Genomic DNA, 13,703 nt, shown 5'->3' on the forward strand with positions numbered 1-13,703 from the left:
GGGCTCTGTTATTGGGTACTTAAACTGTCGCGATTTTTTGCTGTTTCATTTCAGCAATGGTGTCTGCGCGTTGAATGCTATTGATAACGTGCAGTAGCGCTTGACCAGAAGCTTCAACGATATCGGTTGAAACACCTGTACCGTGGTACTTGCGACCTTTGTAGTTGGCAATAATGTCCGCTTGGCCTAAGCCATCTTCGCCTTCACCTTTCGCGGTTAAGTCGAACTTATCTAGTACGATTTCGTAGCCAGTTAAGCGGTAGATACATTGGTATAGCGCATCAACAGGGCCGTTACCGACAGCGGCTTCGCACTTCTCTTCATCGCCACATTGCAGTTTGATGCTGGTCGTAGACATAACACTACCAGATTGTACGCTTAGGTAGTTAAGTTTATAGAAGTCATCTTCATCACGTAGATTCGCGAAGTGCATTAATGCTTCTAGGTCGTAATCGAACACTTGGCCTTTACGGTCAGCAAGCTTCAAGAAGTCTTCGTACAATGAATCTAGGTTGTACTCATTATCTTTGTAACCCATCGCGTCCATGTGGCTCTTAACAGCAGCACGGCCACTACGACTTGTTAGGTTCAATGCCTTGTTTTTCAAGCCAATAGACTCAGGAGTCATGATCTCGTAAGTGTTCTTGTTCTTTAGCATGCCATCTTGGTGAATACCTGAAGAGTGGCTGAACGCGTTTGCACCGACGATAGCTTTGTTGTCTTGAATTGGCATGTGGCAAAGCTGGCTCACCAACTTACTGGTACGATGAATCTCTTGATGATTCAAATCAGTATGGACACCTAGTAACTCTTGGCGAGTTTTGATGATCATTGCGATTTCTTCTAAAGAACAGTTACCAGCGCGCTCACCGATACCGTTAATAGTACCTTCAACTTGACGAGCACCGGCTTGTACTGCAGCGATAGAGTTAGCAACCGACATGCCCAAGTCATCGTGACAGTGAACGGAGATGATTGCTTGATCGATGTTTGGCACGCGGTCAAATAGCGTTTTGATAATGCCACCAAACTCGTTAGGTACTGTGTAGCCCACTGTATCTGGAATGTTGATGGTTTTTGCGCCAGCGTTGATTGCCGCTTCAACCATACGACATAGGTTGTCGATAGGGGTACGACCTGCATCTTCACAAGAGAATTCAACATCGTCTGTGTAGTTGCGAGCGTGTTTAACGGCTTTTACTGCCATCTCAACTACGTCGTCGTAGCTACGGCGCAATTTATCTTGAACGTGAACCGTCGATGTAGAAATGAAGGTGTGGATACGGAACTGCTCAGCGACTTTTAACGCTTCTGCAGCGGCATCGATATCTTTTGCTACCGCACGAGAAAGTGCACAGATTCGGCTGTCTTTAATATTCTTAGCGATGGTTTGTACTGATTCGAAATCGCCTGGTGATGACACCGGAAAACCCGCTTCAATAACATCTACACCCAGTCGTTCAAGTGCATAAGCGATCTGTAATTTCTCTTTTACCGTTAAGCTTGCAGCCAACGCTTGCTCGCCATCACGTAAGGTCGTGTCAAAAATTATCACTTGATCGTTCATGGGTGCTTCCTTATATCGATAATGAATCGATTGCTATCCAAATTATTATTAAGAATGATGTTCTTTTAAAAGTGCCAGTTACAAAAAAACCCGCTCAGCGCGGGTTTTAATATTTGTGTAGTTCTTGACCCACAACTTACCCGCGCGATTGGTTCACGATAAGGAGAAGTTTCAGCAGTCGAGAAGAAGAAAAAATCATTACACAAATATCCGTAAATAAACTGTTAACACCATATTTACCGCAATTTATTCTGAGCGTCAAACAAGAAAATCCAATATCAGCGTGCTTTGGCGGTGTTTTTGTTTGGTTTGTGCTGCTTGTGTGTTGTTTGTTGGTGTTATCGGCTGATTGAGTGTTTTGTACTGGGCGGTTAGTTTATCGTTTGGCTTATGTGCAGGTTAAAGCTTTGTAGTAAATCTTTTTGATGGAACGATTCACCAATAAAATTAAAAGGGCGGCTAAATTAATTAATCATTTGATTAAATAGTGAGTAATTAACTCTTCTACAACCATGTTGATTTATCCCTATAATTAATCGTGTGATTAATTATAGGGATAGGTCTCAGTGATGGCAGCGCGCAAAGCAGGGCGACCTCAACAGAATCTAGATGTACGGCAGTTACTCATTGAGCACGCTCGAGATCTGTTCGTGGTTCAACCGTATGACAAGGTATCGACTCGTTTAGTTGCTGAGCGAGCGGGTGTGAATATTGCGATGATTCGCTATTACTTTGGCAGTAAAGCCGGATTGTTTGAGGCGATGCTGCGTGAAACATTACGCCCTATGCAATTACAAATGCAGAGACTTGTCGATGAAAGCAGCCATGAGAACTTTCTCGATCTCATGAGAACCTATTACAAAGAGATGGTGAAGGTACCGAAGTTTCCTCGCTTGATAGCTCAAGTGATGAACATGCCGCCTTCAGAAGTGCAGAGAGAGTTGCTCGAGAAAGTCTTTCTTGATGTCGCCAAACCTGCCCAAGATGTCATTTTTGAAAAGTTAGTTGAACAAGGCGTTTTAAGAAAAGATATGGATCCCAGACTCTGCCGCGTGTCGTATATAAGCTTGATGGTGTTCCCCTTCATTGCGCCGCTACCTTTGCTTGCTATTCATGGTATTGAACTCAATGAAGAATTTCTTAACCGACTTATCGAACACAACATCCAACTGATGACGGAAGGGTTTGTAAACGCCCCGAGCCCTTCACCTTTGCAGGAACCAAAATAATGAAAATAAGTAAAAAGCTCCTCTTCTTTCCGGCTCTGGCCGTTGGTGTTATTGGCCTAGTGGCGGCGATTAATCTAAAGCCGGACTTACCGACTAAGCCTGCCGGTGATAGAGCGCGTTTGGTTGAAACCGTGAGTCTAGAAAAACAGATGATCGCGCCATTAGCGGTAGGTTTTGGCAAAGTAGTACCAAAGGTTGAATGGAAAGCGATTGCTGAAGTGACAGGACAGATCGTGTATCGCCATCCTGATCTAGAAAAGGGTCAAATTATTGCAGCGGGTACTGAGGTACTAAAGATCGATCCTTTGGATTACGAACTGAAGTTGGTGCAAGCGGAAGCGGATCTTAAATCAAGCCAGACTTCTCTCGCTAAGCTGAATCAAGAAGAAGATAACCTACAACAAACATTAAAGATCGAAAAAAATCGTTTAGTGATCAGCAATAAAGAGCTGCAACGTAAACAAGATCTGCGTAAGAAAGGGCTCACCTCGCAATCGGATGTCGATCTGCAACAACAAAGCGCACTCTCTCAACAGAAGTTGGTGTTAGATATACAGAATCAAATCGCTTTAATGCCGGATGAAAAGCGCGTCGCGCAAGCGGTGATTAAGGTCAATGTTTCTAAGGTCAAAGAGGCGCAGCGTTCTTTGGACAAAACGACCATCACTTTGCCTCGAGCTATGCGAATCGCTCAGGTAGATATTGAACAAAACCAAGTGGTTAATCTTCAGCAAGAGATGTTTGTTGCTCACGGGATTAACGTTATGGAAGTGGAGGCGCAACTCTCTATTCACGATATGCAAACTTTAGCCTCAAGCTTTACTCAATTCCCTCGTGATGCCGCAGGCATACCTAATCCTTATCAAGCGCCGATTAAAGCGACGATCCAGATGAACAGTGGCAGCTTGAATCTGAGTTGGCCTGCGAAGGTTGCAAGAATCAGTGAAACCGTTGATGAAAACCAAGCCACAGCGGGGATCATTCTCGAAATTAATCAAGATTATTCAGCCCTACAGCCAAGCAGTGCCACTCCCTTGGTGAATGGCATGTTCGTCAAAGCGGAGATTGAAGGCTTGGCGAACCTAAGTTGGGTTGTACCTGAGCGTGCTTTGCATGGCGATAAGGTTTATCTGATGGATGACAGCCAGCGCTTGCAAGTGGTTAATGTTGAAGTGCTTTATCGCCGAGACAACCAGGTGGTGGTTAACGGTGAACTGCAAGCCGGAGACAAGCTGATTCTTAACGATGTTCTTCCTGCGATTGAAGGCATGTTATTGAAAGAGTCTCGCTCAAATGATGATGAGCTTTCCACTGATCTTGAGGAGAACGCCTCATGATCAAGTTCTTCTCTAGGCACCCAACCGCAGCCAATTTGTTGATGCTTGGGTTGTTGATCATGGGTTTGGCTTCTTTATCCACCATCAAGCGTGAAACCTTTCCAGCCTACGATCCCCCTTACATCATGGCTGCGATTGTCTACCCAGGCGCTTCACCACAAGAGGTGGAAGAGAGCTTGTGTGTGCGAATGGAAGACGCGGTCGATGGTTTAGCTAACATTGAAGAAACTCAATGTGAGGCGATAGAAGGCAGTGCTCGCTTAATCCTCAAATTGAATGAGAAAGCAGATATCGGTCGAATGCTGGTGGACGTACAAACTCAGATCAACTCGATCAATGATTTCCCAACTGAGATTGAATCACCAGTCGTACAAGAGTTGGATTGGAACGAACCTGTTGTTGATATTGCGATTACCGCAGAAACTTCATGGCCAGAACTTAAGGCATACGCGGAAGATCTAAAGCGTACTATGAAGCTTGATTACGACGTTTCATTGGTTGAGGTCAGCGGCTTCTCCGATCATCAATATCGCGTTGAGTTGGATACCCAAGCGATTCGCCAGCTCGGTCTGAGTGTTGGAGATATTGCTGATCAGATTGGTCATCAAAACGTAAAACTGCCGAGTGGTAACGTAGAGACGCCAGACAAAAATTTCCTAATTCGTTTTGATGAAAGACGTATCACACCTGTTGAACTCGAAAGCATTGTGGTTGGATCGGCGCCTAATGGTTCAGTGATCCGTTTACGAGATATTGCGAAGGTGACCGATCGCTTTGAACTTGATGAGCAAAAGGTATTGTTTGATGGCAAGCCATCGGCTCTGTTAAAGATTAGCAAGAACAAAGAAGATGATGCGCTGCGAATCAAAGAAAACGTGACTCGATTCGTTGAAGTTCAAAGCGCGATTGCCCCTGATGGCGTGACACTGCAAATGACCAATGATCTCTCATCTGTACTGTGGGATCGCTTAACCATGATGGTACGCAATGGCTGGCAAGGTATTGTGCTGGTGTTCGCAACTATGTGGTTGTTCTTCAGTTTACGCTACTCGTTTTGGGTGGCGGCAGGTCTGCCTGTAGCCTTCCTTGGTGGTTTGTTTTTGATGGCCAATCTTGGCTTGTCGATCAACATCATGTCTCTAGTCGGCTTGTTGATGGCGATCGGTATCATGATGGATGATGCCATTGTGATCGCTGAATCGATCGCCTCCCATCTGGATCGGGGGCAAAACGTTGACGATGCGGTGTACAACGGTGTTAAGAAGGTGCTCCCCGGAGTTTTGTCTTCTTTCCTAACCACCGTGTGTATCTTTGGTAGTTTGCTGTTCCTTGATGGTGAAATGGGTGCGGTGCTTAAAGCGGTACCTCAAGTATTAATATTGGTGCTTTCTTTGAGTTTGATTGAAGCCTTCTTGATTCTGCCAAATCACTTATCTCATTCATTACACAAAGAAAAAAATGACAAGCCAGCGCTGCGTTTCAAAGTCGTGCTGTTAGAGAAATTTGAGAACTTCCGTAATACCACCTTGAGGAGCATGGTCGAGAAGGTAGTGACTTTCCGCTACGCCTTTATGGGCGGGGTGATCACCTTGTTACTTTTATCTATTTCGTTGATTGCTGGTGGAGTTGTTAAATTCCAACCGTTTCCAGAATTGGATGGCGATATTGCCGAGGCGCGTATCATTCTTCCTCCGGGGGCGTCATTGTCTCAAACTGAGAAAGTGGTCGATAAGATTGTTGCTTCTGCTGAGCGTTTGAATGCGCAGTGGAGCGAAGAGGTTGAAGAAGGCAACACCTTGGTTGAGCACATTACTAGCCAATTTAATGCCAACGCAGATGCCAACGAATCTGGTCCCCACTTAGCTACCGTTCGCTTAGATTTACGTGGAGCTGAGAGCCGTAACACGGTTATTGATGACTTTATTGATGCATGGCGAGAAGACATCGGTGACTTGGCCGATCCTATCTCGTTAGTCTTCAAGCAACCGACCATGGGGCCGGGCGGTCGTGCGATTGAGATTCGTGCTAAACATGATGACTTAAGTGCATTGAAATCGGCTTCTTTGGATATTCAAGAATACCTAAATCAGTTTGATGGCGTGCACGGCGTGCTTGATGACATGCGTATGGGTAAAGAAGAGATCTTGGTGAAGCTGCGTCCGGGCGCTGAGACCTACAACGTGAATGGGCAGATGATCGCTTCCCAATTGCGCGCGGCTTTCTTTGGTCAGACAGCGGATGAGATTCAAATCGGTGTTGAGAATATCTCTATTGAAGTTCGTCTTGATAAAGAACAAGCGGGTGATTTACAGCAACTGGCTAACTTCCCAATTATCACTGCAGACGGCAGTCAGATTCCATTAGCCACATTGGCAACGTTAGACTTTCAGCGTAACTACGTGCGAATCCAACGTATCGATGGGCTGAGAACCATCAGTATCTTTGGTGACATAGATAATAAGAAGGCGAGCTCTTCCGCGATTTTGGCTCAATTCCAAAAAGAAGAAGCGGCTAAGCTGATTCAAAAATACCCGGGCTTACGTTTTGATTTCGAAGGCGAAGCCAAAGATGCGGCTAAGACCGGCGCCTCGATGGGCAAAGGTTTTTTATTGGGCTTATTCGGTGTGTTTGCGATTCTGAGTTATCAGTTCAGAAGCTACTTGGAGCCTGTGGTCGTGATGTTGGCGATTCCACTGGCGTTCATTGGGGGCGTTGTTGGTCACTGGTTGTTAGGTCACGCACTGAGTATGCCAAGCATGATGGGTTTTGTGTCGCTCGCTGGGATCGTGGTCAATGATTCGATCTTGTTGGTGCAATACATACGTCACCATGTCGATGAAGGGGATAGCGTTCATGATTCTGTTGTTAAGGCCAGTCGCGAGCGTTTCCGTGCGGTATTTTTAACGTCTATGACTACAGCTGCAGGTTTATTGCCGCTGTTAACGGAAACCAGCTTACAAGCTCAGGTTATTCAGCCTCTGGTTATTTCGATTGTGTTCGGGATATTTGCCTCAACCTTGTTGGTGCTGTTTATGATCCCTGCGGCCTACGCGATCTTGGCTGATTTTGGTTTAGTGAAAAAGCACGAGCCTCTTTCGCTATAGAGTTTTGAAGCAATAAACAATAAAGCGGCCTAGTGCCGCTTTATCTTTATCGGGTGTTTGTTTCATCACCTTGGGCTGAGCGGCTTCACTGCGCATCCCAAAGAAATTTCATTTTAGTTCATTCAAAACGTCACTTAACTGTCATTTGTTGGGCATAACTTGACCCTTAACTGAATAAGGATTGTTAAGGAGATCGTATGCGTACTATCGAACCTATTGTCCGCTGGGATGTGGCATTTTCTGTTTTTTGTTTAAAAAACCGTTATAGCGGGCAACATGCAACACTCAGTAAAGCGGTGTCTCATACTGGAGATGGACACCTTTACGTGTTAATTGCGTTGATTGCTTTGCTGGCTGATAGCAGTACAGGCCGAGATTTTCTCTTGGTCGGTTTAACCGCCTTTGCTATCGAACTGCCTATCTACTGGTTCGCGAAAAATACCCTCAAACGCCGTAGGCCAGCAGAGTTCTCTTCACTGCTTTATTCCCACATTGTGCCATCCGATAAATACAGCCTGCCATCTGGGCACTCTGCGGCGGCTTTTGTCATGGCGACGCTAATCGGACATTTCTATCCGAGCTTATACCTCTTTAGTTTGTTTTGGGCGATAGCGATCGCTGGCTCTCGAATCTTACTTGGTGTGCACTTTTTAACAGACGTACTGATAGGTGCCGCTTTGGGCATTGCTTGTACGAGCCTAGCTATCAGCTTCATTTTGTAAATATTTTTGTTGGCAGCCTCTGCTGTGTTTAAGCAACTCTAAAGGAAAAAGCATGAAAATCTTATATGGCGTACAGGGAACTGGAAATGGTCACATCGCGCGTGCGAGAGCAATGGCCGTCGCCTTTCGTCAGCAAAACATCGATGTCGACTTTCTATTCTCTGGGCGAGAAGAGAGCAAGTACTTCTCAATGGAAGAATTTGGAAACTATCAAACCCGCAGTGGCTTAACTTTTTATAGTGAGCAGGGACAGGTGAAATACGGCAAGACATTCATTAACAACAACATCTGGCGACTTCTGAGTGAGATTAACCAGATCGATCTGACACCGTATGATTTAGTGCTTAACGATTTTGAGCCCGTGACCGCTTGGGCAGCTAAAAGACAGGGCGTACCTTGCATAGGTATAAGCCACCAAAATGCGTTCCGTTATGATGTGCCTAAAGAAGGCGGCAACTGGATTGAGCATTCTGTGATTCAACACTTTGCCCCAACCGAGCACTCAATTGGGCTGCACTGGTATCACTTTGAACAGCCAATATTGCCACCGATCGTTCACACGCTTACTGGCGAACAACAAACCAAAGCGCCGCAAGACTTCACTCTGGTCTACTTGCCGTTTGAGGATCTCGAGGCGATTTCAGAGCTGTTGATGAAGTTCATTTCTCATAACTTTGTCTGCTATCACCCGAATGTGATTGAGCAAAGCCGAGTTGAAAATATTGAGTTCAAACCGCTCAGTCATGCAGGCTTTCAATTCGACCTCAGCCAGTGCTCAGGTGTGGTGGCAAATGGTGGATTTGAATTACCCTCTGAAGCCCTAACTTTGGGTAAGAAGTTGCTCCTTAAACCGCTTGATGGGCAATTTGAACAACAGAGCAATGTGGCGACGCTAGAGGCGCTTGGATTGGCTCAAACAATGAGCTTTTTAGACCCTGCTATCTTGCGTGGTTGGCTCAACGAAAAACAAGCGGAAGTGGTCACTTATCCAGACGTCGCGAGCGCACTTGTTGAGTGGGTATTGGCAGGAAATTGGTCCAACCAAGATGACTTAAGAAAGCAGCTTTGGGACAAGGTAGACTTTCCTAGTTATGCATCACTCACCTAACTCATAAGTGTTATTTCTGAATCGACTAGCTGAACAATTCACGCGTTCAATAAATTGTAACAAATGTAACCAAACGATAGAACAGCTAAATAAGTCGAAATGAAACTCATAAGTGACGCATTTTATGTTTTTTTATAACTCTATAAATTACTGATTTTAAGGTGTTAATTAATCATTAAGGTAAAATAAAATTATTCTTTATCAATCTTGTTGGTAGCTCGAGATGTATTGGTTAATAGTAATGGTAATCCGAAAAACATCGGTCTGATAAATATAAGAATTAGTGGTTATCTATTCTCATACCATTACCAATTTAACGCTGTCGAACCGACAAGAGGCAACTTGAATGTTAGATAAAAAAGACGCAATGAGTGCTATTGCAAGCTACAGAATGGAAAGCACACTTCGTGGAGTCGACTTAAACCTTTTGACTGTATTTGATGCAGTTATGCAAGAGCAAAACATTACACGTGCAGCTCACAATCTGGGTATGTCTCAGCCTGCTGTAAGTAACGCTGTTGCTCGTCTAAAAGTGATGTTTAATGACGAACTATTCATGCGTCAAGGTCGTGGTATTCAACCGACTCAACGTGCTCGTCAGTTGTTTGGTCCAATCCGCCAAGCACTACAATTAGTACGCAACGAACTACCAAGTTCTGTGTTCTCTCCAGAGTCGTCTTCTCGCCTGTTCAAACTTGCGATTTGCAGCCCTTGTGACATGCGTTTTGCTCCTAAGATTATGTCGACAATCAACGACCAAGCACCTAGCGTTAAACTGCACATGGATGCTGAATTCGATCGTCAACTTTCTGAGCGTATGCGTTACCAAGAAATCGACTTCGTTATTGATTACGCTCGTTTTGATGAGCAAGGCTTCTCAAGCACTGAAATCTTCCAAGATGAGTTGGTTGTTGTAGCTTCTGCTTCTCACCCACGTATTAACGGTGAAGTAACAGCGGCAGAGCTGCTTAACGAAAAGCACGCAAAACTGTCTCGCATCCACGGTCAACGTAGCTTCTCTGAGCAAGCTTACCGTGACCTAGATTGCACGCCTTTCTACGAAGGTACGAGCTTAAGCAACGTTCTTTACGTTGTAGGCCAATCTGAACTAGTAACAATTGCTCCTCGTTGGATGGTTGAACATGCAGCAAACAAAGAGCAACTTCAGATTCTAGATTTCCCATTCGATAATGCGGCGATTTCTGGCTTCCTAAGCTGGCACGAATCAAGTGAAAAGGATAAAGGACACATTTGGTTACGAGATCAGTTAATGATGATCTGTGGCGAAGTAGTGGCACTTAACTAGACACTAATCCCTATGTTTTATAAGCCCTAAGCTAGGAGTCTGGCTTGGGGCTTAATTATATGGTCCGCCTCACTCTCAAGCCCTTAAGCTTAGAGTAGGCTCTCAGAATGAGGTGAACCATATGTCTTCTATTCATATTTTAGGTATCGACCTAGGTAAACACTGCTTCCATGCTATCGCACATAACCGTTGTGGGGTGGAGGTGCTTCGTCGTAAATTTAATCGCAATCAACTCTTAATCTTTCTTAGTAAAATAGAACCAACAACTATTGCTTTCGAAGCTTGTGGCGGTGCTCATTGGCTTGCTCGAAAGTGTGGTGAGCTTGGTCATCAACCCCGACTTATTCCTCCTCAGTATGTAAAGCCTTATGTCAAAGGCAATAAAAACGATTTCATCGATGCTTCAGCGATCGCAGAGGCTGCGAGTCGACCGACCATGAGATTTGTGGCTGTAAAAGTGAAGAGGCTCAAGTCATCGCAGCGATTCATCGAGTCAGAGATAGTTATATCAAGGAGAGAACCGCCACTATGTCGCGGATCGGCGCGATCTTACTTGAGTTTGGCCTTAGCTTTCCCAAAGGGCATGCAAAGATGAAGTCTCTGTTTCAATGGTTAGCAGAACAAACAGTATCACTACCAAAAGCTTGCTATGTGAATTGATATCTATCCATGAACACTACAAGTACCTCAATGAACAAATCAAAACCCAAGATATCAAGCTTCAAACTATTGTTGATAATAACGAAAGTGCTCAATTATTAAAAACTATCCCTGGAATTGGCGATCTTACCTCCACATTGTGTATTGCTGATGTAAGCTCTCCGAGTAACTTCACCAATGGCCGCGAGATGGCGGCTTGGTTGGGACTTGTACCAAGGCAATTCTCAACGGGAGGAAATACCAAGCTACTTGGTATGAGTAAACGAGGAAATAAGCACCTCAGAACTCTGTTTATCCATGGCGCAAGAGCTGTACTCTCTAGGCTAGAGACGACAGGGAAAGTGTTGGAGAGTGGCTTGTGAACCTACGAGCCACCAAACCATTTAATGTAGTGGTAGTTGCATTAGCCAACAAGCTAGTGAGGATAGCTTGGGCGGTGTTATACCACCGCCAAGCTTTTAAGGCTGTTTAGCTATAACCAAGTTTGCAACGCCAATGAACGTGATGACAAAAACGGTCAATCGGCCAGATTAAGAACCTGACACAAAAATAGCAATCAATGCTTTGGGCTTTTTAAGGATAATCTGGCGCGGATATCATCGTGGAGCTGGGAAGCTAGTGCTCCCAACAAGGACTCCGAATACATTAGCGCAAACCAACTCCGTTATTACTTAATTGTAGTTGCAATAACGGGGCGGACCATACATTTTTGTACCTGCTATTTTTGTTGATAGAAAACTTAGCGTGAGACGTACTATTACTTATAACTTTGAGCTTCATCAGTTGCCTTTTCCATGATCAGAGGTACACTTGTGCGCTCAAAAAAGCTTACAGGTGTAAGCCAAAGGTAAAGAGATGGCCAATTTAGATTTTCATATCGTAAAAAGACTTCGTGACCAAATTGCCCAAGGCGGCAACCGTACAGCTTTGAAGCACAAAGTAGACAATGTATGGCAAGGTATTAGCTGGGAGCAGTTTGGACAACAAATCGATACGCTTTCATTAGCACTATTGGCTCAGGGACTGAGAGTTCAAGATAAGATCGGTATCTATTCAAACAATATGCCTCAATGGACCGTGGCAGATTTTGCATCTTTACAAGCTCGCCTTGTGACTGTGCCGATTTATCCAACCAACACAGCAGCGCAGTCGTCTTACATCATCCAAAATGCGGATGTGAAGATCTTATTCGTTGGTGAGCAAGTTCAATTTGACGCGGCGGTGAGCCTATTTGAAGAGTGCGAACAGCTAGAAGTGGTTGTCGCGATGTCTGATGATATCGATCTTCAAGGCCATAGCTTTGCGGTATCTTGGGCTGACTTCATGGCGCGCGGTATTGAGGCTCAGCAAGCTGAACTTGATACTCGTCTTGCAGATGCAAGCATGGACGATTTACTGACTCTTATCTATACCTCTGGTACTACTGGCCAGCCGAAAGGCGTAATGCTTGATTACACCAATATTGGCTATCAATTAGAAGGTCACGATGAGCGTCTTAGCTTAAGCAAAGACGACATTTCATTATGTTTCTTACCTCTATCTCACGTATTTGAGCGAGCGTGGACTTTCTACGTTCTCTATAAAGGCGCAACCAACTGTTACCTGCAAGATACTATGCAGGTGCGTGATGCGTTGAGCGACGTGAAGCCAACCGTAATGTGTGCGGTTCCGCGTTTCTACGAGAAGATCTTCTCTGCGATTCACGAGAAGGTTTCGAAAGCGCCGTTTATCCGTAAGGTGCTATTTACTTGGGCGGTGAACATGGGAGCGAAACTCTCTGTTTGTCACCAAGAAGGTCGCACTCCTTCGCTAATGCTGAAGAAGAGCCATGCGCTAGCAGACAAGCTTGTGTTATCTAAGCTGCGAGCACTGTTAGGCGGCAACATCAACTTCATGCCATGTGGTGGTGCGAAGCTAGATGAAACTATCGGTCGTTTCTTCCATGCTATCGGTATCAATGTAAAACTTGGTTACGGTATGACAGAAACCACCGCAACCGTGTCTTGCTGGGATGACCGCTGCTTTAACCCTGATTCTATCGGTATGTCGATGCCGGGCGTGGAAGTTAAGATCGGTGCTAAGAACGAGATTCTTGTGCGTGGTCCAATGGTAATGCGTGGCTACTACAAGATGCCTGAAGAAACCGCGAAAACATTCGATGAACACGGTTTCTTGAAAACCGGTGATGCGGGTCATTTTGATGAAAATGGTAACCTGTTCATTACTGATCGTATTAAAGAGCTGATGAAAACTTCTGGTGGTAAATACATTGCACCGCAAGTGGTGGAAGGCGCGATTGGTAAAGATCACTTTATCGAACAGATTGCGGTTATCGCTGACACTCGTAAATTCGTCTCTGCACTGATTGTTCCTTGTTACGACTCGCTAGAAGAGTACGCAAAAGAACTGAACATCAAGTATCACGACCGTGTTGAGCTTATCAAGCACCACCAAATCGTTGAGATGCTAGAGAAGCGTGTGAATGACCTGCAGCAAGAGCTCGCGAAGTTTGAGCAAGTGAAGAAGTTCAAGCTATTACCAAAAGCGTTTTCTATGGATGATGGCGAACTGACGCCGACCCAGAAACTGCGTCGTAAGGTTATCAACGATAAGTATCAAGACGAAATCGAAGAAATGTACACTGAAAAGTCGAAAGATAAGTAGTTTTCT

8 protein-coding genes and 1 pseudogene are annotated in these 13,703 nt (G+C 44.9%); 8 read left to right on the forward strand and 1 reads right to left on the reverse strand.

Annotation, left to right across the window (positions count from 1 at the left end):
• Nucleotides 1–19: 19 nt before the first annotated feature.
• Nucleotides 20–1,567, reverse strand: a complete 1,548-nt coding sequence (leuA, locus tag ITG10_RS10130; protein ID WP_017632201.1) for a 2-isopropylmalate synthase — start codon at nt 1,565–1,567, stop codon at nt 20–22.
• A gap of 569 nt (nt 1,568–2,136) precedes the next feature.
• Between leuA and ITG10_RS10135 the strand changes: the two genes are divergently transcribed.
• The 8 genes and pseudogenes from ITG10_RS10135 (at nt 2,137) to ITG10_RS10170 (ending at nt 13,697) form a co-directional block, all read left to right on the forward strand.
• Nucleotides 2,137–2,796, forward strand: a complete 660-nt coding sequence (locus tag ITG10_RS10135; protein ID WP_017632202.1) for a TetR/AcrR family transcriptional regulator — start codon at nt 2,137–2,139, stop codon at nt 2,794–2,796.
• Nucleotides 2,796–4,133: a hypothetical protein gene (locus tag ITG10_RS10140; RefSeq protein WP_017632203.1), complete on the forward strand. Its 1,338-nt coding sequence runs from the start codon at nt 2,796–2,798 to the stop codon at nt 4,131–4,133. The genes ITG10_RS10135 and ITG10_RS10140 overlap by 1 nt, the downstream gene beginning before the upstream one ends.
• Nucleotides 4,130–7,237: an efflux RND transporter permease subunit gene (locus ITG10_RS10145; protein WP_248386379.1), complete on the forward strand. Its 3,108-nt coding sequence runs from the start codon at nt 4,130–4,132 to the stop codon at nt 7,235–7,237. The genes ITG10_RS10140 and ITG10_RS10145 overlap by 4 nt, the downstream gene beginning before the upstream one ends.
• Nucleotides 7,238–7,434: 197 nt before the next feature.
• Nucleotides 7,435–7,959 carry a phosphatase PAP2 family protein gene (locus tag ITG10_RS10150; protein WP_176680867.1) on the forward strand — a complete coding sequence of 175 codons (525 nt, stop codon included), beginning with the start codon at nt 7,435–7,437 and terminating at the stop codon, nt 7,957–7,959.
• A gap of 52 nt (nt 7,960–8,011) precedes the next feature.
• Nucleotides 8,012–9,067, forward strand: a complete 1,056-nt coding sequence (locus ITG10_RS10155; protein ID WP_017632206.1) for an MJ1255/VC2487 family glycosyltransferase — start codon at nt 8,012–8,014, stop codon at nt 9,065–9,067.
• Between the two features lie 346 nt (nt 9,068–9,413).
• Complete coding sequence (gene leuO / locus ITG10_RS10160) at nt 9,414–10,373, forward strand: transcriptional regulator LeuO (protein ID WP_017632207.1); 960 nt, start codon at nt 9,414–9,416, stop codon at nt 10,371–10,373.
• Between the two features lie 121 nt (nt 10,374–10,494).
• A pseudogene (locus ITG10_RS10165) lies at nt 10,495–11,505 on the forward strand (IS110 family transposase).
• A gap of 383 nt (nt 11,506–11,888) precedes the next feature.
• A complete protein-coding gene (locus ITG10_RS10170; protein WP_017629396.1) occupies nt 11,889–13,697 on the forward strand; it encodes a long-chain fatty acid--CoA ligase in 1,809 nt (602 codons plus the stop codon).
• The last annotated feature ends 6 nt before the right edge of the window (nt 13,698–13,703 follow it).

The sequence above is a fragment of the Vibrio sp. ED004 genome, assembly GCF_023206395.1.
Classification (GTDB): domain Bacteria; phylum Pseudomonadota; class Gammaproteobacteria; order Enterobacterales; family Vibrionaceae; genus Vibrio.